Annotated in this window: 21 protein-coding genes; 9 read left to right on the top strand and 12 right to left on the bottom strand. The window is 55.8% G+C overall.

The genetic code is table 11. The annotated features are described in order from the left end of the window. Nucleotides 1–185: 185 nt before the first annotated feature. From HZA73_09075 to HZA73_09050, 6 genes are all read right to left on the bottom strand, one after another. Nucleotides 186–1319 carry an ABC transporter permease gene (locus HZA73_09075; protein ID MBI5806185.1) on the bottom strand — a complete coding sequence of 378 codons (1134 nt, stop codon included), beginning with the start codon at nucleotides 1317–1319 and terminating at the stop codon, nucleotides 186–188. Between the two features lie 113 nt (nucleotides 1320–1432). Continuing rightward, nucleotides 1433–2572 (bottom strand): ABC transporter permease, encoded by a 1140-nt coding sequence (locus HZA73_09070; GenBank protein ID MBI5806184.1) that lies wholly within the window; start codon nucleotides 2570–2572, stop codon nucleotides 1433–1435. A gap of 43 nt (nucleotides 2573–2615) precedes the next feature. Continuing rightward, the gene (locus HZA73_09065) at nucleotides 2616–3569 is read right to left on the bottom strand and encodes an ABC transporter ATP-binding protein (GenBank protein MBI5806183.1); all 954 of its coding nucleotides are present in this window, start codon (nucleotides 3567–3569) and stop codon (nucleotides 2616–2618) included. Nucleotides 3570–3607: 38 nt separating this feature from the next. Then, entirely contained in the window at nucleotides 3608–4519 is a 912-nt protein-coding gene (locus HZA73_09060) for an ABC transporter ATP-binding protein (GenBank protein MBI5806182.1), read from the bottom strand. Nucleotides 4520–4686: 167 nt separating this feature from the next. Beyond that, nucleotides 4687–5550 (bottom strand): efflux RND transporter periplasmic adaptor subunit, encoded by an 864-nt coding sequence (locus tag HZA73_09055; protein MBI5806181.1) that lies wholly within the window; start codon nucleotides 5548–5550, stop codon nucleotides 4687–4689. 80 nt (nucleotides 5551–5630) lie between these two features. After that, nucleotides 5631–6248, bottom strand: a complete 618-nt coding sequence (locus tag HZA73_09050; GenBank protein MBI5806180.1) for a TetR/AcrR family transcriptional regulator — start codon at nucleotides 6246–6248, stop codon at nucleotides 5631–5633. 226 nt (nucleotides 6249–6474) lie between these two features. Between HZA73_09050 and HZA73_09045 the strand changes: the two genes are divergently transcribed. The 8 genes from HZA73_09045 to HZA73_09010 all read left to right on the top strand — a co-directional run bounded on the left by HZA73_09045 (nucleotide 6475) and on the right by HZA73_09010 (nucleotide 12145). Continuing rightward, entirely contained in the window at nucleotides 6475–6909 is a 435-nt protein-coding gene (locus HZA73_09045) for a nucleoside recognition protein (GenBank protein ID MBI5806179.1), read from the top strand. A gap of 4 nt (nucleotides 6910–6913) precedes the next feature. Continuing rightward, the gene (locus tag HZA73_09040; protein MBI5806178.1) at nucleotides 6914–7378 is read left to right on the top strand and encodes a nucleoside recognition protein; all 465 of its coding nucleotides are present in this window, start codon (nucleotides 6914–6916) and stop codon (nucleotides 7376–7378) included. Beyond that, nucleotides 7359–7733, top strand: coding sequence for a metallopeptidase family protein (locus HZA73_09035; GenBank protein MBI5806177.1), 375 nt, complete (start codon nucleotides 7359–7361; stop codon nucleotides 7731–7733). The genes HZA73_09040 and HZA73_09035 overlap by 20 nt, the downstream gene beginning before the upstream one ends. 93 nt (nucleotides 7734–7826) lie before the next feature. Then, entirely contained in the window at nucleotides 7827–8366 is a 540-nt protein-coding gene (locus tag HZA73_09030; GenBank protein ID MBI5806176.1) for a peptidylprolyl isomerase, read from the top strand. Nucleotides 8367–8503: 137 nt separating this feature from the next. After that, nucleotides 8504–9454: a hypothetical protein gene (locus HZA73_09025; GenBank protein ID MBI5806175.1), complete on the top strand. Its 951-nt coding sequence runs from the start codon at nucleotides 8504–8506 to the stop codon at nucleotides 9452–9454. An 89-nt stretch (nucleotides 9455–9543) separates the two neighbouring features. Further along, nucleotides 9544–10284 (top strand): hypothetical protein, encoded by a 741-nt coding sequence (locus HZA73_09020; GenBank protein MBI5806174.1) that lies wholly within the window; start codon nucleotides 9544–9546, stop codon nucleotides 10282–10284. 11 nt (nucleotides 10285–10295) lie between these two features. After that, the gene (locus tag HZA73_09015; protein ID MBI5806173.1) at nucleotides 10296–11225 is read left to right on the top strand and encodes an alpha/beta hydrolase; all 930 of its coding nucleotides are present in this window, start codon (nucleotides 10296–10298) and stop codon (nucleotides 11223–11225) included. A 47-nt stretch (nucleotides 11226–11272) separates the two neighbouring features. Beyond that, nucleotides 11273–12145 (top strand): hypothetical protein, encoded by an 873-nt coding sequence (locus tag HZA73_09010; protein ID MBI5806172.1) that lies wholly within the window; start codon nucleotides 11273–11275, stop codon nucleotides 12143–12145. Nucleotides 12146–12337: 192 nt separating this feature from the next. Here the strand turns inward: HZA73_09010 and HZA73_09005 are convergent, their stop codons facing one another. After that, entirely contained in the window at nucleotides 12338–13891 is a 1554-nt protein-coding gene (locus HZA73_09005; GenBank protein ID MBI5806171.1) for a tryptophanase, read from the bottom strand. Next, the gene (locus tag HZA73_09000) at nucleotides 13851–14195 is read right to left on the bottom strand and encodes an ArsC family transcriptional regulator (GenBank protein MBI5806170.1); all 345 of its coding nucleotides are present in this window, start codon (nucleotides 14193–14195) and stop codon (nucleotides 13851–13853) included. Before HZA73_09000 ends, HZA73_09005 begins: the two co-directional genes overlap by 41 nt. 289 nt (nucleotides 14196–14484) lie before the next feature. Between HZA73_09000 and HZA73_08995 the strand changes: the two genes are divergently transcribed. Beyond that, nucleotides 14485–15351, top strand: a complete 867-nt coding sequence (locus tag HZA73_08995) for a LamG domain-containing protein (GenBank protein ID MBI5806169.1) — start codon at nucleotides 14485–14487, stop codon at nucleotides 15349–15351. 167 nt (nucleotides 15352–15518) lie between these two features. Here HZA73_08995 and HZA73_08990 read toward each other — a convergent pair whose 3' ends face one another. The 4 genes from HZA73_08990 to HZA73_08975 form a co-directional block, all read right to left on the bottom strand. After that, the gene (locus HZA73_08990; protein ID MBI5806168.1) at nucleotides 15519–16100 is read right to left on the bottom strand and encodes a hypothetical protein; all 582 of its coding nucleotides are present in this window, start codon (nucleotides 16098–16100) and stop codon (nucleotides 15519–15521) included. Between the two features lie 169 nt (nucleotides 16101–16269). Beyond that, nucleotides 16270–19023 carry a translation initiation factor IF-2 gene (infB, locus tag HZA73_08985; GenBank protein ID MBI5806167.1) on the bottom strand — a complete coding sequence of 918 codons (2754 nt, stop codon included), beginning with the start codon at nucleotides 19021–19023 and terminating at the stop codon, nucleotides 16270–16272. A 74-nt stretch (nucleotides 19024–19097) separates the two neighbouring features. Further along, nucleotides 19098–20528 carry a transcription termination/antitermination protein NusA gene (gene nusA / locus HZA73_08980; protein ID MBI5806166.1) on the bottom strand — a complete coding sequence of 477 codons (1431 nt, stop codon included), beginning with the start codon at nucleotides 20526–20528 and terminating at the stop codon, nucleotides 19098–19100. 136 nt (nucleotides 20529–20664) lie between these two features. Continuing rightward, nucleotides 20665–21141 carry a ribosome maturation factor RimP gene (locus tag HZA73_08975; protein ID MBI5806165.1) on the bottom strand — a complete coding sequence of 159 codons (477 nt, stop codon included), beginning with the start codon at nucleotides 21139–21141 and terminating at the stop codon, nucleotides 20665–20667. Between the last annotated feature and the right edge of the window lie 233 nt (nucleotides 21142–21374).

Genomic DNA, 21374 nt, shown 5'->3' with positions numbered 1-21374 from the left:
CTTTGGTGCGTGTGGCTTCTGCTTTTTATTCTGATTATTTTGCTAAAAAATAGCAAGATGCTTTTGGTGCTTTGATAACCTGTTATCAAGCAACAACATTATAGCAAAATAACAAAAGAAATGCAAGGGGTCCCTAAAACATTTATCGGGAGCAACAAACTCCATAAAAAATAACCCATTTATGCTCAGTCTAGCCTTTTCTTGAACATCAACGCCGAAAACCCGAAGGTCAGCACCCCGAACACCGCCAAAAACAACAGCTGGGGCCACCAGGCCGCCGGACCGGTCCCTTTAAGGAAGATGCTGCGCACGATCTCCAAGAAGTATCTCAAGGGCACCAGGTAGGTGAAATACTGCATGGCCTGTGGCATGGAGCTGATGGGGAACATGAACCCGGAAAGCAGCATGTTGGTGGCCATGAAGAACTGGTTGATCATCATGGCCTGGGACTGGGTGTGGGAGATGGTGGAGACCAGCATCCCGATCCCCAGCACGGTGAAGATGAATACTATGGAGGCCCCGAACAGGTGGAACAGGCTGCCCTTGAGGATCACCCCAAACCACAGGGTGCCCAAAAGCATCACCAGCACCACGTCTATCAGCGCCATCAAGGCAAAGGGCAGGGTCTTTCCGGCGATCAGCTCCCAGGTGGTGATGGGGCTGACGATGATCTGCTCCATGGTGCCCTGCTCCTTTTCGCGGACGATCCCCAAAGCGGTCAGCATCGAGGTCATCTGGAACAGCACCATGCAGATCAGCCCCGGGATCATGTAGTAGACGCTCTTCAGCTCGGGGTTGAACCAGACCCGGGGCCGGGTGTCTATGGGCATCTCCAGGCTGCCGGTGGTGCCGGCCCTGGAGAGCTGCTGCCGGATCAGGCGGATGGACTCGTTGGCCAGGACCTTCTGCAGATAGCTCTGGGCGATGCTGGCCTCGCTGGAGTTGCTGCCGTCGATCATTATCTGGATGTTCCCGGTCCGCCCGGCGGTGACGTCGGAGGCCAGGCCCGAAGGAAAGACCACCGCCGCCTTGACCAGGCCCTGGTCCAGGTATTGGTCGATGGACCTGAGGTCGGAGACCTCGGCCGCCTTGGTGAAATAGCCGGTATTGGTCAGCTTGGCCGCCAGCTCCCGGGAATAGGCGCTCTGGTCCAGGTCGCAGACCAGCAGTTTGATGTTCTTGACGTCGGTGGTGGTGACGTAGCCGAACAGCAGGGTCTGGACGATGGGGATCACCAGGATCATCCGCAGAGTCATGGGATTGCGGAAGATCTGGATGAACTCCTTGCGGATCAGAAATTTTAGGCGGTGTTTGTTCATACTCTTAATTTTTTTCTACCACCAAGGCACTAAGACACTAAATCGATCACCAATTTCCATTTTTACTTAATTGAAATTACTTTGGTGCCTTTGTGCCTTTGTGGTTAAACCGTTCAATCCAAACTCTTTTTGAACTTCAGCGCGCTGAACACCAGTATCCCAGCCCCGAAAACTATCAGCGGCAGGGCCTGCCGCCACAGCACCAGCGGCCCGATGCCCTTAAGGTAGATGCCCCGGATGATCACCAGAAAATAGCGGGTGGGCACCAGGTAGGTCAGGGGCTTGATCCAGGCCGGCATGCTTTCGATGGGAAAGGCGAAGCCCGAAAGCAGGATCCCCGGCAGCAGGGAGATCATCACCGCGGCGAACATGGCCTCCTGCAGCTTTTTGGTGAGATTGGAGATCAGCACCCCGATCCCCAGCACGCTGAACATGTAGACCACGCAGGAAACGGTCAGCGCCGCCAGGCTGCCCTTGATGGGCACGTTGAACATCAGGTAGCCCATCACCACTATGCTGGCGATGGCTAAAAGCGAGAGGATCAGGTAGGGCAGGATCTTGCCCAGCATCAGCTCGAACCGGGTCAGGGGCGAGGAGATCAGCATCTCGATGGTGCCCCGCTCCTTCTCCTCCACTATGGTGAAGGCTGTCAGCAGGGCGCCCAGCATGATCATGATCACCCCGATGATCCCCGGCACCACAAAATTGGCCGAGCGAAGCTCGGGGTTATACCACACCCGGGGCCGGATGTTCAGGGGCACCAGGTTGATGTTGGCCGGCAGCCGGGTCTGTCCGCTTTGCAGGAGTTTCTGGGAATAGCTCTGGCCGAAGGCGCTTAAGTACCCCATGGCGATGTTGGCGGTGTTGGCATCCGAGCCGTCTATCACCACCTGCACCGGCACGCTCTGGCCCCGGGTCAGGCGGCGGGAGGCTCCGGGCCAGAACACCAATCCCACCCGGGCCTGGCCCTTTTCCAGTTTCTGCTCCAGCTCGGCGTAGCTCATCACGTGGCCCTTATAGGCAAAGGCCTCGTTCTTGATCAGGCTCTGGGTGTATTCCCGGGTGAAGGCCGAGCGGTCGTAGTCCAGCACCACCAGCGGCAGGTTCTTGACGTCGAACCGGATGCCGAAGCCGTACAACAGCATCATCATCACCGGAAAGGCCAGGGTCAGGAACAGGGTGCGCGGATCGCGCTGGATGTGGAGCAGTTCCTTGCGGAATACCCCGTATAGTCTGCGGTTGAGGAGTATCATGGTTTTGACCCCTCCACTTCGAAAGCAAGATAATTAACCATTCTCAGTGCAGGCCTTCGCCCCTCCCCGCATCGGAGAGGGATGTGGCCAGCGGACGGTCTATCAGCGCCACGAACACATCCTCCAGCGAGGGCGTTATCTGTTCCAACGTGTATTTCTGCCCGCCCAGCAGGGCCTTGATCCTGGGGGCCACGTCCGTTTCCGGCCGGCAGGAGATGTGCAGGGCGTTGCCGAACGGCGCCACCTGGCAGGCTTCCTTGACCAGGGAGATCCTTTCCATCATCTCCAGCGGCGGCGGGCCGTATAGTTGGTAGAGCTTCTGCTTGTAATCTTGTTTTAATTTTTCCGGCGTGTCCAGGGCCACGATTTTTCCGTTGTAGATGAAGGCCAGCCGCCCGGCGTACTCGGCCTCGTCCATGTAATGGGTGGTGACGAAGATGGTCATTCCTTCCGCTGCCAGGTTCTGGATGATGCTCCAAAAACTGCGGCGGGCGGCCGGGTCCACCCCGGCGGTGGGCTCGTCCAGGAACAGCACTTTTGGTCCGTGCGAGATGGCGCAGGCCAGGGCCAAACGCTGCCGGTAGCCGCCCGGCAGGTCTCCGGCGATCCTGCCCTCCAAGCCCAACAGGCCCAATGAGCCGAAGACCTTCTGCCTGAGCTCGCCGATCTCCTCGGAAGTTTTCCCGTAGATGCCGGAAAAGAAGGTGAAATTCTCTTCCGCCGAAAGCTCGGAATACAGCGAGAACTTCTGCGACATGTAGCCGATGTTCTGCTTCACCAGCTCCGGGCTGGCGGTGATGTCGTGCCCGGCCACCGTGGCCCGGCCCTCGGTGGGGCTGATGATGCCGCACAGCATCCGGATGGTGGTGGACTTGCCGGAGCCGTTGGGTCCCAGGAACCCGAAGATCTCCCCCGGTTCTACCGAGAACGAGACCCGGTCCACCGCGGTGAAATCGCCGAAGCGCTTGGTGAGGTTATTTGCGTCTATGGAATACATTATAACTTGTCTTTACTACTCTTGTCGTTACTACTTTACTACATCAGCGACAGGAACACATCCTCGATGCTGGGCTCTATCTGTTTTTGGGAGATGACCTTTATTCCGTTCTGCTTGAACAGTGCGGAGATATCCGCCAACTGCTGCTCCGGCTTGTCCAAATGGACGTGGAGGTGTCCCCCGAAAAGCCCGGCGTTCCTGGCAGTCTGTGATTTCGCCAGGAGTTCATACGCTTTCTGAAGTTCCGAAACCTCCAACTGGTAAACCTTGAAATTAACCCCGGCCTTGATGTTCTCCGGCTTGTCGCATAACAGCACCTGCCCCTTGTTCAAAAAGGCTATCCGGCTGCAGCGCTCGGCCTCGTCCATGTAGGGTGTGGCCAGGATGATGGTGACCCCCTGCTTCCAGATTTCGTAGAGCAGCTTCCACAGCTCGCGCCGGGAGATGGGATCCACCCCGGTGGTGGGCTCGTCCAGCAGTAGCAGCTTGGGGGTGTGGATCAGCGCGCAGGACAGGGCCAGCTTCTGCTTCATCCCGCCCGACAGTTTTCCCGCCAGCCTGTCCTTGAAGGGCCCCAGCCGGGAAAAGGCCATCAGCTCCCCCATCCGTTTCTTCTTCTCCTCGCCGGTCACCTGGTACAGGTCGGAGAAGAAGTCCAGGTTCTCGGCCACCGTCAGTTCCGGGTACAGCACAAAGCTCTGCGACATGTAGCCGATGTGGCGCCGGGACCCTTCGGGGTCCCTGACCGTGTCCTGTCCGAATATTTTAGCCAAGCCTGAGGTCGGCCGGATCAGCGCCGCCAGCAGCTTGATGACGGTGGTCTTGCCCGCCCCGTCCGGCCCCACCAGCCCAAATATCTCGCCCGGCTCTATGGCCAGATCCAGTGGCTTAAGGGCTTCCAGGCTTTTGTACTTTTTGCCGAGCCTATTTGTTTCTACTGCAAACATCATTTAATATCTTTTTACCACAAAGGCACCAAGGCACAAACACAAACAATAAATAACCATTTATTAATTTGGTTTCTTTGCGCCTTGACAGTACATTTAGATTGCCTCAGAATAAACATATATTGAAAATTGAATTAGTGTCTTTGTGCCTTTGTGGTAAGTTTAAAGAATCACTGTATGTCTATCAACGCATCGGCCGGCATGCCCGGCTTAAGCTCGCCCTGCGGGTTCTGCAAATTGATCTTGACTGCGAACACCAGTTTGGTCCGTTCCTCCTTGGTCTGGATGTCTTTTGGGGTGAACTCGGCCTGACCGGCAATGGTGGACACGGTTCCCTCGAATATTTTGCCGGGATAGGAGTCCACCGAGACCTGCGCCTTCTGCCCCAGCTTGATCTTGCCGTATTCTTTCTCAGGCAGGTAGATCTTGATGTAGACCTTGGTGATGTCCCCCAGCTTGCAGACCGGAGTCCCGGGCAGGGCCAGCTCGCCCACCTCGATGTTCCTCTCCAGCATCACGCCGTTGACCGGGGCCTGGATGTAGGCGTTGCCCACCTGGGTCCTGGCCAGGGAAAGCGCGGCCTGGGCCTGGGCCAGCATCCCCTTGCTGGCCGCCAATTGTGACTGGGCGGCCTTCATCTGGTTCTCTATCTGGGAGAAGGACTGGATGGAGATGGTGCCCGACTGGAAAAGCGGCTGGTTGCGCCGGTAATTGTCCTCGGCTGTGCTGAAATTGGCCTCGGCCGCAGCTGCCTGGCTCTGGGCCGAGGAAACCGCCGCCAGGGCCTGGCTTTCCTGGGCCGAAAGCTCTTCGTGGGCTAGCCGGGCCAGCATCTGGCCGGCCTCCACCTGCTGGCCTTCGTCGAACGGCATCTCCACCACCCGGCCGGTGACCTTGGAACGCACCATGACCTCGGTGACCTCGATGATCCCCGAACCGGCCAGCTTGTTCTGGTCCTTCCGGGAGCAGGAGACCGCCAGCAGCATTGTCAGCGCCAGCAAAGCCGGAAGTGTTTTATGAATTCTTTGGTGCATCATCTCCGCCTCGTAGTATTGTTTGTTTTGCAGTTTGCAATTTACATTTTTAATTGTTATATTTTAGCCCCCAGCCAGCCTTACTTGAAATCCTTTTTGAATTTGATCCTTCCCTTTTCGGTCATGGCCCCGGCAAAGACCAGCTCCACTATGGCCTTCATCAGCTGGCCCGGGCTGTAAGAAGAATGGATCAAGGCCTGGGGATTGATCATCTGCTGGACCAGCACCGCATACATCTGAGTCACCAGGTCGGGATCGACCTCCGGCCGGATCAGCCCGGCCCGGATGCCCTTTCGGACCAGCAGCCCGAAGTTGTGGTAGATCTTCCGGCGGCGGAACTCGTTTATCTCCTCCCACATATCGGGGGCGCTTTTCTGCAAATCCTGCATGAAGTCACGGCTGATCTTGGAGGTCCGCCGGGAGATATGCTCCACCAGCAAAGCCATCCGCTGAAAGTAGTCCAGCATGGGATCTTCGGTCAGGGCCTTGATGACGCTCTCGCTTTCGGCCATCATCCGGGATACGACGGCGTACAGCAGCTGGTGCTTGCTGGCGAAATGCTGGTAAAGGGTCTTCTTGCTGATCCCCAGCTCGGCCGCCATCCGGTCCATGGTCACGCCGGAGAAGCCCCGGGCAAAGAACAGGGCCTCGGCGTTGGCTATTATCCGCTCCCGCACCGGATCCTTGGTTTTGGTCATGGTTGCGCTTTCTTGCACATTGGAAACTGTTTTAGTTTTCATAGTTTCCTAATTCTAATACTATTGACCGCGTTTGTCAATAGCTTAAGAAAAAATAATTGTTATATCCGGTCCGATATCATTTGAAAACCCGCCCCAAAAATGCTATTATTACATTCTATTTGGCAAGCTTTATTTGTGAATATAATATCTGCGTCAATCTGCATAATCTGCGGATAGCAAAAGCATGAACAAAATAGACTTTAAGACCACATTGGCCTCAGGCCTCAAAAAGGGACTGGCCTCCTTCCGGGAGCTGATGAAGATGGTGGCTCCGGTCTACACCGGCATCTGCATCCTTAAGGCAACCCCGGCCCTGGACTGGTTCGCCGGGATTTGCGCCCCGGCCATGAAGTATTTCGGCCTGCCGGGAGAGAGCGCTTTGGCACTGATCGTAGGCAATCTGGTAAACCTCTATGCCTCCATCGGGGTGATAGCCGGGCTCAAGCTCCAGCCCCAGCAGCTGACCCTGCTCTCGCTGATGCTTTTGATCTCCCACAGCCAGATCCTGGAGAGCGCGGTCTTTGCCCAGATCAAGACCCGTTTTGTGCTGATATCCCTTTTCCGCCTGTCGCTGTCGCTTTTCCTGGGCTGGTCACTGCATTTTTTCATCATCAGGTAAGACCATGATACCCTTCCTTAAAAATTATCTCTGGGGACTGGGAGACCTGTCGCTCAAGATCTTCCTGATAGTGATGATCCTGTTCGTGCTGCTGGAGTTCATCAAGGCTTCGGGGATGCTGGAGGACAGCCTGGTGCGGCTCAACCGCTTTACCAGACACCTGGGCTTGAAGAAACAGTCAGGGATGCCCCTGCTGGCCGGGTTCATCTTTGGCATCGTGTTCGGGGCCAGCCTAATCATCTCCTCCTCCCGCGAGCAGCAGCTGGACAAGCGCCAGGTGTTCCTGATCAGCCTGTTTTTGGCCACCTGCCACGGGATCGTGGAGGACACCGGGCTGTTCGTGGTGATCGGGGCCAACTTCTGGTGGATCACCATTCCCCGTCTGGTCCTGGCCATACTTCTGACCTGGCTGATAGCCGTCTTCTACCCCGACAAGAGCGTCCTTGAAGATGACCCGCAAAAAGTTTGAGGACATAGCCGGACAGGCCATCTCGGAACTGCCGGAGGAATTCCGCCAGAAGCTGGAGAACATCGCAGTGACCATCGAGGATTACCCGTCCGGCGATATTCTTTCCTCTTTGGACCCCAAACCGCGTAAAGACCAGTTGCTGGGCATCTACATCGGCATTCCCTACAACCGGCGGCCGCCCTATCCAATTTCCGGGGCCATGCCGGAAAGGATAGAACTGTACCAGAAGAACATCGAGAGCATCTGCGCCAACGATGACCAGATCCGGGAACAGATCAAGGAGACCATCATCCACGAAGTTGGCCATTACTTCGGACTGTCGGAAGAAACGCTGGAAGATCTTCAGAATCAGTGAAAACAGGGAACTGGAAATAGAAAATCATTTTTTGTCTTAGTGTCTTTGTGGTTAAAGATAACGAATAAACGAAATATAACAGAAAGGACCATAATGCAGAAGGATGCACCCAAACCCGGCGACCTGATAGCCGTGATCAAGACCAACCAGGGAACGATGAAGGCCCGGCTGTTCGACGACCTGATCCCCGAGGGCGTCAAGAACTTCACCGAGCTGGCCAAGGCCGGCAAGTACAAGGACGTGCCATTCCACCGGGTGATCAAGAACTTCATGATCCAGGGCGGCGACTTCACCGCCAAGAACGGCACCGGAGGGCATTCCTACAAGGGCCCCGGCACCAACATCGGCGACCAGTATCACCCGGAGCTGTCCCACATCCGGGGGGCGCTCTCCTACGCCAAGACCGCCCAGCCCAACTCCATCGGCTCCCAGTTCTTCATCGTCCATCCCCAGAAGGGCGCCCACTTTTTGGACCACCCCCAGAGCGGCGGACCGGCCGAGGGTTACAGCGTGTTCGGCCAGTTGTTTGAGGGATTTGAAGCGCTGGATGCTATCGCCAACACCGCCACCGGGGCCAATGACAAGCCTCAGGAGCCCATGACCATTGAGGACATTGAGATCTCAAAGTTTTAAAGGAAATCCCAAACTCAACCCCTATGCATCCCCTTCTCTTACCCCGTTGTTAGCCCAAATATTCCCCAAGAGAAGAGGACGGAGGGGATGAGTTCAAAGCAGAACTAGAACCGTTTCACAATAAAGGAGAAACACATATGAAAACCTTAGTAAAATTGCTTGTTCTGGCTGTTCTCTTCGGGACAACAGCTTCAATATTGACTGCCCAGACCCCGGTCAAGCAGGACCTGATCAAGATGCTGGAGGCCGTGCCGGCCCCGCCGGCCAGCTCCAAGGATGCCTTCGCCAAAACAGCGGTGACCGACGCCGAGGGCAACATCACTTACAGCGCCGCCAAATTGTTTGAGAACACAGACAAACAGTTAAAGGATTTTGAGGATACCTACACCGCACAAGCCGAGGCGGCCATAGGGGCCAATCCCAACGGCATCCCGGCCGGAATGCCCGGCGCGGGAATGACCGAAGCCGATGCCAAGCGCATCCAGTCCATGACCAAGGAACAGCAGATCGCCATGGCCATGGCCATGGCCGGCAAGATGAGTCAGCCGGTCCAGATGGAACCGCCGGCCATAAAGGCCGCCCAGGAAGCCTGGCAAGTACTTTATGCCCAGACCATGGAGGAGCATCAGCGCGGAGTGGAGATGCAGCAGGAGGAAGGGAAGTTGCAACGGGAATACGAACAAGCCCATAATGAATTGGATTCCCTCCAGGCCATTGAGATCAGCAAACTGCCGCAGTTGTCCACCGGAGAGATGAGCTATGCCGACCCCGTCCTGTTGAAAGCCGTGAAAATGAAATACGCCGACAAGCACATCGCCGTGGCCGACAAGCGGCTGGCCCAGATCGGGGCCCGCTGGCAGGCCGAGGTGGCGAGGATAAAGACCCGCAACGCCGACTTCCTTAAGAAGCTGGCGGCCTGCGGCTACGCTGAAAAAGCCAGGAACTTTTCCACCAATAAGATCCTGTCCGACGGTCAGATGTCTGTAATGAACGCCATGATGACCCAGGTGGAACTGTCCCGCCATGCATGGGAGGAATCGGCTTCCTGGCAGGGGCTGAAGAAACGGATAACAGAAGAAAAATATTGATCAAAGGCTCTCCTTTTCCTTAATTTCCGGATTGGTCGAACTGGCAACGGTACAAGACCGGCATGGCGGTCACATTTTAAGGAGGTAGCATGAAACACTGTATTTTTCTGGCTCTCTTGCTGTCTCTTCTTTCCGGGACCGGATCTGGTTACGAATGGTTTTTAGACTTCGAGGGCGGTGCGGTCTTCACCGGATACAATGACGTTCAGATCCCCAGCGACAGCGGGACCAGGTTCTCCCTGGCCGATGAGATCGTCTCCTCGCCGGCCATTGCCCTGCGGTTCCGGGGAGGAGTGATCCTGGCCGATAGACATACGGTATTTGCCCTGGCCGCGCCGTTGACGGTCAAAGGAGAGGGAACTCTGGACCGTGACATCGACTACCAGGGCAAGCTGTTTCACCAGGGAACAACTGTCAATTCCTCCTATCGTTTCGATTCCTACCGGCTTACCTACCGCTACTCAATTGTTGACAAGCCCGCTTTCGGACTGGGGGCCGGGCTGACCGCCAAGATCCGCAGCGCCGATATCGCCCTTATGAGCGATTCCGCCTTTGCCCGCCGCACCGACCTGGGGGTGGTCCCGCTGATCAACCTGATGGTCCGCTATAATATGACGGAGAAGGCCGGCCTGCTGCTGGAAAGCGACGCCCTGTGGTCGCCCTATGGCCGGGCCGAGGACGTTCTGCTGGCCTTCCAATACAGCCCCAGGGAAAGCCATTCTCTCCGGATAGGCTACCGGTTGTTGGAGGGCGGCGCCGATGGCGGGGGCAAGGTTTACACTTTTTCCATGTTCCATTACCTGACTGCCGGAATAACCGTAAAATTCTGAAAGACCATCCCATGCCAAGTTTTCAAAGCCGCCTGTTCGTATTTCTTTTGAAATACCGGCACCTGCTGAAATTCCAGAAGAAAAGGACCACCACGGTGGACGGGGACACCTCGCTTCAGGCCCTGCGGGCCGAGGTCGAGCGGGGCGCTGACTTCTTCGGCAAACTGCCGGACGGATTCAGCCTGGCCCCGGTCATGATCGGAAGCCTGGCGGCCGAATGGATGAGACCCAAGGATGCGCCCCGTAACAAGGCTATCCTTTATTTCCACGGAGGCGGGCTGGTGGTGGGTTCCATCCGGGCCCACCGGGGCATCGTGGCCAAGTTCGTAAAAAAGTGCGGGATACAATCCCTGTTGTTTGATTACGGCCTGGCTCCGGAACATCCCTACCCTGCCGGGCTGAATGATTCGGTGGCCGCCTACAAGTATCTGCTGGAGCACGGCATCAAGCCCAATAACATAGTGTTCATGGGTGATTCCGGCGGCGGCAACCTGGTCTTTGCCACCCAGCTGGCCCTTAAGGAACAGGGGCTTCCCCTGCCCGGCGCGACCATAGCCCTCTCGCCCTGGACCGACCTGACAAACTCCGGGGAATCCTGGACCTTCAACGCCCAGAAGGACACCCTTTGCTGGAAGGAGGCCCAGAACACCTTCTGCCGGTACTATGCCGGAGATAACGACCCCAGGAATCCCCTGATCTCGCCGCTGTTTGGGGACCTGCGCGGCCTGCCGCCGATGCTGATCTTCGCCGGAGGCGACGAGACCCTGCTTAGCGACTCCACCCGCCTGGCCGAGAAGGCCAAAGCCGCCGGGGTGGACGTTACATTGATCGTGGGCCAAGGCTTGTTCCACTGCTACCCGGCCTGCGCCCCGATGTTCCCCGAGGCAAAAGAAGCGATGGAAGAGATCTGCTGGTTTGTTAAAAAGCATCTGAAAGCGTAATATGAATCTGGCAAGTAAAAACCTCCATTAGAGGAAGCTGCCACAACATGAACAACAATACTGAAACATCTTTCGGCTCCCCATTTGAGCGGATATTTATGGGGCTTTTGTCCATTGTGACCGGCATCATTCTGGTCTTTTTGGCAGTCAAAGGCCCCTTGTTTCTGAATCAGATAAAATACAAAACGGCGGAGATATTGAACAATCAGCTGATCGGTCAGGACCTGGTAAACCTGTTCCTGTTAAGCCCCATCCTGATCGCCGGCGGGTTGGCGCTTTTCTTCAAGAAACAAATATCAAAATACCTTCTGATCGTTACCCCGCTCTATTTGATATATTTTGTGCTGAGCTACACTATCGGCTGGGAATGGAGTTCCCCGAAATACTCCGGCAACAGTGAGGGGCACACATTTTATTTCCTTTTTGTACTGATCTCCTCCCTTCTGATACTGCTGTATTCGCTTTCCATATTCCCCAAGAACGTGGAGAACCGTTTTAAGAAAAAACCACTGATAGCCTATTCCGTCTTGTTCTCCTTCTTCCTGCTGGTCTTCGCCTCCATGTGGGTCAGGGAGGTGATGGAGGTCATGGCCACCGGCACCACCCGGGCCTATGACATTGCGCCCACCGCATTTTGGGTGGTACGCATCTTCGACCTGGGGTTTTCCATCCCGCTGGGTTTGGTCAGCGTTTACTTGTTGTGGACCAGGCCCAATACCGCCTATCCGGTGCAATTCCTGTTCTACGGCTTCTTTCTTACCATGATCATCGCGGTCAATGCCATGGGTTTGGTGATGTATTTCAACCATGACCCCACCTTCCTGATGCGGGATATGGTCGTTTTCCTCGTCCTTGCCCTGATCGTATTCTCAGGATTCATTTACATTCAGAAGAATTATACGGTTATTCCGGCCAAGTAGTCTTGTGACAACTGCATGAATATTATTTTGGCCCATAACAGAAAAACCCCGCCAATGGCGGGGTTTTTCTGTTATTATCTTTTGAAATTAAATCCTGTTAATCATGTAAATCCGCTTACGCTTTATTGTCGGGCTTCTTCAAGCGCCATAGCTTCAGCGGAGGCGCTCCTGTCTATTGGGATCAGCCATTGGTCAGGCCGGCTTCAATTCCACCGTGAAGTGCCGCATGATCGGCGCCTCATGCACGATGGCATAACCATTCTTTATCTCGTTCCTCCTGTCATAGACATTCTTCAAGCACTCGGCCACGTACAGCATGTGGTTGTCGCTGTAGACCCGGCGCGGGATGGCCAGGCGCAGCAATTCCAGGGCCGGATAGCGGTTCTCCCTGGTCTGGGGATCGCGGTCGGCCAAAAGCGTTCCGATCTCCACGCCCCGCACCCCGCCTTCCTTGTAAAGCTCCACTCCCAGTGTCTGGGCTATGAACTGCTCCTTTGGAACATTGGACAGGAATTTCTTGGCGTCCACGAACACGGCGTGGCCGCCCACCGGCTGCTGGATGGGAATGCCACAGGACATCAGCTTTTCACCCAAAAGGGTCACCTGGCGCACCCGGGCCTCCAGGTAGTCGAATTCGGTGACCTCGCGCAGACCTACCGACAGCGCGCCCAGGTCCCGCCCGGCCATGCCGCCGTAGGTGATGTAGCCTTCGAACACGATGTTAAAGGTGCAGGCCTGCTCGAACAGCCCCTTGTCCCTGAAGGCGATGAAACCGCCGATGTTGACGATCCCGTCCTTCTTGGCGCTCATGGTGCAGCCGTCCACCAGGTCAAACATCTCCCGAACTATCTGCTTGACGGTCTTGTCCGCATAGCCTGGCTCGCGCATCTTGATGAAATAGGCGTTCTCGGCAAAACGGGCGGCATCATAGAATAATCTGATTCCGTATTTTTTGCACATAACCGACACGGCCTTGATGTTCTCCAGCGACACAGGCTGGCCGCCAGAGGAATTGCAGGTGACGGTGATCAGGCACAGCGGGATGTTTTCCCTGGGATATTTCTTAAAGACCGCCTCCAGCTTGTTCAGGTCCAGGTTGCCCTTGAAGGGATGCGGGGAGGTGGTGTCAAAGGCCTGATCGATGGTGCAGTCCAGGGCCTCGGCCTTGCGGAATTCGATGTGCCCCTTGGTGGTGTCGAAGTGGCTGTTGCCCGGCACCACAAAGCCCGGGGCTTCCATGCCCATCAAAGCGGAGAAAAGCACGTTCTCGGCCGCCCGGCCCTGGTGGGTGGGCAGGAAGTAGGGCATGCCCAACAGCTCTTCGATGGTGTGCTTGAGCTTGTAGTACGAGCTGGCCCCGGCGTAGGACTCGTCGCCCAGCATTATCTCGGCCCACTGGGCGCTGCTCATGGCTCCGGTGCCGGAGTCGGTCAGCAGGTCCACGAACACGTCCTCGCTTTTCAGGTTGAACAGGTTGTACCCGGCTGTGGCTATCAGTTTCTCCCGCTCCTGGCGGGTGGTGCGGCGGATGGGCTCCACCATCTTGGTCTTGAAAGGCTCGGCAAACGGCTGCTGCTGCAAGATGTCTCCTTGAATTATATTAATTATTATTATCGCTCGTGCTTTGGGCGATTGACCAACCGCCCCTGCAAGATAACTGAAATATTTTCCGTGTTTCGGGCATTCTGTGCTTCCGTGGTAAAGGTCACTCCTGCACCAGCCACTGTTTCCAGGTCTCCGGCGCATAGCCCACCGTGGCTTTAGGCGATTGTCTGACAACGGGAGTTTTTAAGAGCAGCGGATTGCTCTTTAGCTTGGCCTCGACATCGAAAGTAATGTATTTGAGATTTTGCTTTTGATATTCCTTGCCCTCCCTGTCCATCATATTCTCCAAACCCACCGCTTTCTTGATGCTCTGGAACTCGCCTTCGCTCAAGCCCTTTTCAGTAAGATCAATGAATTGTATAGGCACTCGCCGTTCCTTGAAAAAACGCTGTGCAGCCTTGGTGTTCTGGCATTTGTTGGTTCCGAATATCTGAATGATTGGCATGGTTTTATTAATTATTATCTGTTTAAGATATTATACAACAGTTAGAGTACAATATTCAATGTTTTCCATATAGAGATTCAGTCAAAGTACTTCTAAAATATCAACCGGCTTAGCTGGATTTATGCAAAAATATACATGGGGCGTAAATTATGCACTTTGCAATATTGTTTTGAATAATATTACTTGTTGATATATAGTGACTTAATAAAAAGCAACGATGGCATGAATTATGCATCCAAACTCTACTATTCATCTCATCATTTTCATTTATTATAAGGAGGGAATTAATATGAGCGTGGGCAAAATATTAATGAGGGTTTCCTGTTTTTTCATCGTATTGCTTCTGGTATCCTGCTCGCTTGAAAAAACTCCCGTATCCATTTCAAACACAAACAACAATGATTCCTATCAGTACGTTGAAACTCAAAAGCAATCGCCGCTGCCAAAATCACAACGCAATTTGGTAGCGTACTGGCCTTTTGATGAAGAAAGCGGAACCACCGTAATCGACGCTTCCGGAAACGGCCATGACGGCATAATGGTTGGGCTTGCTCAGCGCACGACGGGCGTTATTGGCAATGCGTTGCTGAATCTCGGAAATAACGGCGGCGTTAATGTGCCCGATGATAGCGGATTTGTCCTAACCGGGCACTTCACGATCATGGCTTGGCTGCGCATCGACAAGTGGCCAACCTACCCCACCCAAAGCGTGATACTTTTTAGGGGCGACAGCAGAGCCAATTATGATCCGTATGTGCTTGCCATAGATATCAACAAAACGATTCTTTTTCACATTCATGATAGCGCGTCCGTGCCCGCTGGCGGCAATCATGCAACTGTTTCAGCTCCCGCAGACAGCGGCGTATGGTTTCATGTAACGGCAGTATATAATACCACGGGCTGCGACAAGTTCCTTGCTCTTCACATCAACGGACAGATGGTTTCACGCGTAACGACCACTGTAACGCCAATGTCCTATCTTAATTCAAGCTACTTGCCGGGCGTCGGCATAGGGCATCATCCTTACAGACCAAACCAGTTTAGTTCCATAGAGTATACTTTCAACGGCGCCATTGACGAGGTAAAAATATTTTCTATGGGCTTGTCGCAACGGGAGATCGAAAGAGAAGCCCAAAGGCACCGCACCCGCTTCTGATATGTAGAGCCAAAATTGTTGTTCATCAAAATAAAAATACCCGCATTCTGCGGGTATTTTTTTTGAAAGCACCAATAATACTCTCAGGCACAATCCATTCCGGCAAAAGCAGGGACCCGTTTAATATTTATTCCTATTTCCATGGATATAGCTTCAAGTCAATTGTTTCATTGTATTCCCAGCCATTTACAAGCCTCGAACAATTCCCGCCTGGTCTTGGGTGCATGCTGGCCGGGGGTAATGACCAAAGTGTCGGAAATACCGTTCTCCAGAAAAGCCTGGTAAATTTGTTTATTGTCGTTGAGGTTCCAGTCCCGCTCCCGGGAGACCAGATAGAAGCGTTTGTCCCTCAGCATTTCCCAGTTGGCATGTTGCATGGCCCCGGCATGGGCGCAGATGGCCACCGCACCCTTGAATTTTGTGGGATGCAGAAAAACAGCCATCAGGGCCTGCACCGCCTGACCGGAGAAGCCGTAGATATATATCCTGGAAGCATCCACCGGATACTTGTCTATCAGGACTTTGTAAGTACCCATAACGTCCGCATCGTTCTGCCGGGAATCGCGATGGTTCCTGGTCTTGGCCGAAGTACAAAGAACCCAGCCCAGTTTATCGGCGATTGCCCTGTTGCTGTCCAGGTCGGCCTTGGTGGCGCCGATGCAGGAAGTGATGATCAGGGCCGGAGCTTTGGCTTTAAGGTTCTTGGGAACGTAGAAATGGTCCTGCTGGGCGAAGGCAGATAAAGGCAAATAAAATACAGCTATAAGAAAAAAGTGCTTCATCTTATAAATTGTTAACAATATTATTTGTTTTCATCATACTCTTTGACAAAACAGGTTGATTCAATAGCCGTTGAACCAACCTGCATGTTTATCGCATAACTCCAATATTCAATCTTCTGAATTCCGTATTCGGGCCCTAGGCCTTCTCCTCCTTGCGCTCCACTTCCTCTATGATGTAGCTCTCCACGATGTCGTCCTTCTTGATGTCGTTGAAGCCGTCCAGGCCCAGGCCGCACTCGAAACCGTTCTGCACCTCGCGCACGTCGTCCTTAAAGCGCTTGAGCGAGGCCAGTTTCCCGTTGAAGACCTCCACGTTGTCCCGCAGCAGGCGCACCTTGTTGTTCCGGGCGATGCTGCCGGAAAGCACGAAGCAGCCGGCGATGGTCCCCACCCCGGAGATCTTGTAGGTCTCGCGCACCTCCACCCGGCCCTGCACCGATTCTTTGAACACCGGCGCCAGCATCCCGGTCTGGGCCTTCTTGATGTCCTCCAGAGCGTCGTAGATGATGTTGTAGATCCTGATGTCCACCCCTTCGCGCTCGGCCAGCTCCCGGGCCCGCTCCTCGGGCCGGACGTGGAAGCCGATGATGATGGCCCCCGAAGCCTCGGCCAGCAGCACGTCGGATTCGGTGATGGCGCCCACCCCCTTGTGGATCACCGCTATCTTCAGCTGGTCGGTGGACATCTTGAACACCGAGTCGGCGATGGCCTCCACCGATCCGCCGGCGTCGCCCTTGACGATCAGCTTAAGTTCCTTGATCTCGCCGGCCAGCATCTGGTCGTACAATCCGTCCAAAGTAACCTTCTTGCCGGGCCGGAACTCCTGTTCCCGCTTCAGTTGCTGGCGCTTCAGGGCCAGCTCCTTGGCGGACGACTCATCGTCCATCACCTGGAAGATATCGCCCACCATGGGCGCGCCGTTGAAACCCTGGATCACCGCGGCCGAGGACGGCCCGGCCTTGGCCACCAGATTCCCCCGTTCGCCGTACATGGCCCGGATCTTTCCGTTGAAGTTGCCGGCCACAAAGGGCTGGCCCTTCTGCAGGGTCCCCTGCTGCACCAGCACCGTGGCCAGCAGACCCTTGCCCTTGTCCAGCCGGGACTCGATCACCACCCCCCGGGGCTGGTAGTCGGGATCGGCCTTCAGGTCCATCATCTCGGCCTGCAGCAGCACCATCTCCAGCAGTTTGTCGATGTTGGCTCCGGTCTTGGCCGAGACCTCCACATATATGGTCTTGCCGCCCCAATCCTCGGGAGCCAGGTTCTGCTTGGAAAGTTCCTGTTTTATCCGCATGGGATCCGCATTCGGCAGGTCCATCTTGTTGATGGCCACGATCACCGGGACCTTGGCGGCCTGGGCGTGGTCTATGGCCTCCTGGGTCTGGGGCATCACCCCTTCCGAGGCCGCCACCACCAGTATGACTATGTCGGTCACTTGCGCGCCCCTGGCCCGCATGGCGGTGAAGGCCGCGTGGCCCGGGGTGTCCAGAAAGGTTATGCTGCCCTTGCCGGCCTTGACCTCGTAGGCCCCGATGTGCTGGGTGATGCCTCCGAATTCGACTTCGGCCACGCTGCTCTTGCGGATCCGGTCCAAAAGCGAGGTCTTGCCGTGGTCCACGTGCCCCATCACAGTTACCACCGGGGGCCTGGGTGCAAGCTTCATGGGGGCGGTATTCTCCTGGGCCTGCGGAGTTTCGGGAGTGAATTCCTCCATCTCCTCCACCACGTAACCGAAATCATCGGCGATGGTGGCCAGGGTGTCCAGGTCCAGCCGCTGGTTGATGGTAGCCATGATCCCCAGCCCCAGCGCCTTGGCCACCACCTCGGAAGGCTTGACCCCCATTGCATGGGACAGGTCGCTGATGGAGGAATACTCCGGCAGGCGAACCACCTGTTCCTGCGTCTCCTGGCCCTGGGTTTCTTCCTTGTCCTTGGATTTATATGAGCGCCTAGCCTTGCCGCGCTGGATGGCCGCCATGGTCTGCTTGACCGTGGCCGCCACCACCGCCTGGTCCAGCACCGGGCGCTTTTCCTTCTTCTTGCGTCTGCGTCTCCGCCTTCTGCGCTGCTCCGAATCCTCATCGGTCATGGGCGGCCTGGAACCGGCGGCGTGCGGCGCAGTGGGACGCACCGTCCCCAGCCGCGGAGCTCCGGTGAACGGGCCTCCGGGGCGCGGGGTTCCGGTGTAAGGAGTTCCGGGCCGCAGGGCCGGACGGGAAGTTCCGGGGCGCATCGGGCCGCCGGGGCGGGCAACCCCGGGTTTTATTCCCTTGGGCGCCTCGGGATATGGCTCGGAAAATTCCTTGGGATAGTCCACCCGGGAAACGATCACCGGAGTGGGCGGGACATACACCTGGGCGTCGGCTTCGGCCTTGACCGAGGCTTCCTTCTTTTCCTGGATCTTCTTCTGCTGTTCCTGTTCCTTCTTGACGTCCTGCTTGCCCTGCTCCAGCCGCAGTTTGGCCGAGGCTATCATATCATCGGTGATGACGCTCATCCTGGTCTTAACGTTGAAGTTAAGCTCCTTGAGGATGCCCAGCAGGGCGTCTCCCGACATCTTCAGGTCCTTGGCGGCCTCAAATACCTTGAGCACCCTGGCCGGTGCCTGCACCGAGCTGCTGGGATGAACCTGTCGAGCTCCGTGTCGAGGTGTGGGCTCGGGCGCGCTTTTTTTGGCGGCGGCAGATTTGGCGACCGGCTTGGCCGGGGCCTTGGGGGCAGCGGTTTTGGCGGCCATCGGCTTGGCTGCTTCGGGTTTGGGCTCCGGCCTGACTGCCGAAGCCTTGGCGATGGCAGTAGTTTTGGCCGCAGTAGGCTTGTGCTCCGTTGCTTTGGCGGGGGCGGGCTTGGCAGTGGTCTTTTTTGCGGCAGGTTTTTTGTCTTCAGCCATGATTTCTCCTATTTGCTTGTCCCTCTGGGGTCAAAATATTTCAGGTCCTGTGTTTTTATGGACGGAGCGGGGGATTATTGGGCCTTCTCTTCTTCCTGCTCCGGCTCTTTTGGTTCCGGATGGGAGGCCGGTACTTCTGCGGACTGGTCATCCGGGACGGAAGCGGCTTCATCATCTTCCTCCTGCTCCCCATCCGGCCCGGTCAGGGCCTCCTTTTTGGCCCCGGCCTTGGTTCCGGCCTGTTCCATCAATGACATCAGCTTCTGGTCCTTGGCTTCCTTGGCCGTGGCCAATATCTTTTCCGCCGTCTTCTCTCCGATGCCCGGCAGGTCGGTCAGGCCTTCCTGGCCGGCGGCGATTATCTTTTCGGCGTCATCCAATCCGGCTTCCAGCAGCTTGGCTTTTATCTTATCGGCCAGGTCCAGCTCATTGACGGGAATGGCCGCCTTGCTGACCGCATCCATCCGCTCCTGGTATTCGCTCTCGGTCACCACGTTGATGTTCCATCCGGTCAGCCGTACCGCCAGCCTCACGTTCTGCCCCTTCTTGCCGATGGCCAGCGAATACTGGTCGTCGGGGGAGATCACCGTGATCCGCTTGTGCTCTTCGTCGGAGAAGGCGTCCAGGCTTTTGGCCGGGGCCAGGGCCCGGGAGGCGAACATGGCCGGGTCGGAGGACCAGGGCACTATGTCTATCTTTTCCCCGGCCAGCTCCCGCACCACCGCCTGGACCCGCACCCCCTTTAGGCCCACGCAGGCCCCCACCGCGTCCACCTTGTTCTCCCTGGAATAGACCGCCACCTTGGCCCGGTCGCCCGGATCACGGGCCACCGCCTTGATCTCCACCAGGCCGTCCCGGACCTCTGGCACTTCCTGCTGGAAAAGTTTTTTGACGAACTCGGGAGTGGTCCGCGACAGAACGATCTGGGGCCCCTTGATGGTTTTGTTGACCTCCTTCAGGCAGGCCCGGATGGAGCGCCCCTGCTGGTAGCGCTCGGCGTGGATCTGTTCCTTGAACGGCAGCACCGCTTCGGAATGCCCCAGGCTGATCAGCAGGTCGCCCCGGTTGATCTGCTGGACCGTGCCCGAGACTATCTCCCCGATCCGGCTTGCGAAATCGCTGTAGACCTGCTCCCGCTCAGCTTCCCGGATCCGCTGGAACAGCACCTGCTTTGTGGACTGGATGGCCAGCCGCCCGAAATCCTCGAAGGGCAGGATCACCTCCACCGTGTCGCCAACCTGGGGATCGTCCAGGTATTCCTTGGCGTCGGCAATGCTGATCTCCAGTCCCGGCTGGGTGATCTCCTCCACCACCGTCCGGGTGGCGAAGATCCCGATGTCCCCGGCCTCCTCCTCGATCTCCACCACGATGTTGTCGGAGGTGCCGAACCTCTTTTTGCAGGCCTGCAGCAGGCCTTCCTTAAGCTTCTCTATCACGAATTCCTTGTCCAGGTTCTTCTGGCGGGCTATTTCGTTCAAAGCTTCAATGATATCTATGTTGGCCACGGTCTTTCTCCAAAATTTTTTTTGTTTTTCAAATAATTTTACAAGGTTCATCACACAGAGACACAAAGAGCACTAAGAGTAGTTCTGCATTTACTTTGTATCCTTGGCGGCTTTGTGTGAAAAGGTCTGCAGGCATTTAGGGTTTTGGACTTTTCTCCAGTTCCAGCCGGGCCTTCTTGATCTGGGAAAGCGGGATCCAGATCGGCTCTTGGCCCTCCATTCCCACTTTGACCGTGCCCTCGCGGTATTCCAGCAGCCGGCCCAGCAGTTCATAGCTGCCGTCCACCGGCTTGACCAGTTTCATCTTGGCCAGGCGCCCCAGGGATCTCTGGTAATCGGTTTCCTTCTTCAGCGGCCGGTCCAGGCCGGGGGATGAGACCTCCAGCATATAGGCCGAGTCGATCAGATCTTCCTTGTCCAGCTCCTCGGAAAGTTTCCGGGAGACCTTGGCGCAGTCGCCCATGCTGACCCCGGACTGCGGCCGCTGGATGAAGACCCGCAAGCTTCCGGAGACGGACGAATACTCCACGTCGTAAAGTTCCAGCCCCATCTCATTTAAAAAAGATCCGGCCAGGTCGCTTACTTTATTTATTATTTCTGCTTCGCTCGGCATAGGGGTTTTTAATTCCATGCGCTGTTGTTGAACGGCAACATGCCTGACAAACCGTTAGTCATCCTGAGCCTGGCTGCTTGCCTGACAAGCCGAAGGATCTTCGCTTAATGAAACAAGTGGCGTTAGGTAAAGCAGCACAAACAATGAGGGACAATGCCTGTTCAGTTTAAAGACAAAAGAGAGCGGGTTTTGTACCCGCTCTCCTCTTAATCATCAAGTCCTCAATATTATAT

It is taken from the genome of candidate division TA06 bacterium (genome assembly GCA_016235665.1).
In the GTDB taxonomy this organism is placed as follows: Bacteria; Edwardsbacteria; AC1; order AC1; family EtOH8; genus UBA5202.
This window is presented reverse-complemented; position numbering and strand designations above follow the sequence as displayed.

Excerpts from the sequence above, each read along its gene's own strand:
- HZA73_09075 (MBI5806185.1), bottom strand. The coding sequence starts at position 1,319 with ATGAACAAACACCGCCTAAAATTTCTGATCCGCAAGGAGTTCATCCAG.
- HZA73_09005 (MBI5806171.1), bottom strand. The coding sequence starts at position 13,891 with ATGCGCCGGAGACCTGGAAACAGTGGCTGGTGCAGGAGTGACCTTTAC.
- HZA73_08975 (MBI5806165.1), bottom strand. The coding sequence starts at position 21,141 with ATGCCGAGCGAAGCAGAAATAATAAATAAAGTAAGCGACCTGGCCGGA.
- HZA73_09055 (MBI5806181.1), bottom strand. The coding sequence starts at position 5,550 with ATGCACCAAAGAATTCATAAAACACTTCCGGCTTTGCTGGCGCTGACA.
- HZA73_09020 (MBI5806174.1), top strand. The coding sequence starts at position 9,544 with ATGAAACACTGTATTTTTCTGGCTCTCTTGCTGTCTCTTCTTTCCGGG.
- HZA73_09070 (MBI5806184.1), bottom strand. The coding sequence starts at position 2,572 with ATGATACTCCTCAACCGCAGACTATACGGGGTATTCCGCAAGGAACTG.
- HZA73_09065 (MBI5806183.1), bottom strand. The coding sequence starts at position 3,569 with ATGTATTCCATAGACGCAAATAACCTCACCAAGCGCTTCGGCGATTTC.
- HZA73_09040 (MBI5806178.1), top strand. The coding sequence starts at position 6,914 with ATGATACCCTTCCTTAAAAATTATCTCTGGGGACTGGGAGACCTGTCG.
- HZA73_09030 (MBI5806176.1), top strand. The coding sequence starts at position 7,827 with ATGCAGAAGGATGCACCCAAACCCGGCGACCTGATAGCCGTGATCAAG.
- HZA73_09060 (MBI5806182.1), bottom strand. The coding sequence starts at position 4,519 with ATGATGTTTGCAGTAGAAACAAATAGGCTCGGCAAAAAGTACAAAAGC.
- HZA73_09025 (MBI5806175.1), top strand. The coding sequence starts at position 8,504 with ATGAAAACCTTAGTAAAATTGCTTGTTCTGGCTGTTCTCTTCGGGACA.
- HZA73_09035 (MBI5806177.1), top strand. The coding sequence starts at position 7,359 with ATGACCCGCAAAAAGTTTGAGGACATAGCCGGACAGGCCATCTCGGAA.
- HZA73_09010 (MBI5806172.1), top strand. The coding sequence starts at position 11,273 with ATGAACAACAATACTGAAACATCTTTCGGCTCCCCATTTGAGCGGATA.
- HZA73_09045 (MBI5806179.1), top strand. The coding sequence starts at position 6,475 with ATGAACAAAATAGACTTTAAGACCACATTGGCCTCAGGCCTCAAAAAG.
- HZA73_09015 (MBI5806173.1), top strand. The coding sequence starts at position 10,296 with ATGCCAAGTTTTCAAAGCCGCCTGTTCGTATTTCTTTTGAAATACCGG.
- infB (MBI5806167.1), bottom strand. The coding sequence starts at position 19,023 with ATGGCTGAAGACAAAAAACCTGCCGCAAAAAAGACCACTGCCAAGCCC.
- HZA73_08995 (MBI5806169.1), top strand. The coding sequence starts at position 14,485 with ATGAGCGTGGGCAAAATATTAATGAGGGTTTCCTGTTTTTTCATCGTA.
- HZA73_09050 (MBI5806180.1), bottom strand. The coding sequence starts at position 6,248 with ATGACCAAAACCAAGGATCCGGTGCGGGAGCGGATAATAGCCAACGCC.
- HZA73_09000 (MBI5806170.1), bottom strand. The coding sequence starts at position 14,195 with ATGCCAATCATTCAGATATTCGGAACCAACAAATGCCAGAACACCAAG.